Raw genomic sequence first — 233 nt, forward strand, 5'->3', positions numbered from 1 at the left:
GACCAGCGCCACCCACGACCACAAACGGGGCGAGGACAGCCGCGCGCGCCTGGCAGTGCTCAGCGAACGGGCCCCCTGGTATGCCGCCCAGGTGGAGCACTGGCGCACCCTGGCCGCGCCCCTGCGCCAGCAGGCGGATGCGCCTTCGGCGGGGGACGAACTGATCCTTTACCAGACCCTGCTGGGCAGTTGGCCCCTGGAACTGGCTGCCGAGGATCAGGCGGCCCTGCAAG

At 71.7% G+C, this 233-nt stretch carries 1 protein-coding gene; it reads left to right on the top strand.

Going from position 1 to position 233, the window contains the following annotated elements:
- The coding region (locus tag SB756_RS35730; RefSeq protein WP_410913975.1) for a hypothetical protein at window positions 1–233 on the top strand (233 nt) is incomplete at both ends.

Origin of the sequence: Pseudomonas sp. SIMBA_068 (assembly GCF_046534705.1) — a bacterium.
Lineage (GTDB): Bacteria > Pseudomonadota > Gammaproteobacteria > Pseudomonadales > Pseudomonadaceae > Aquipseudomonas > Aquipseudomonas putida.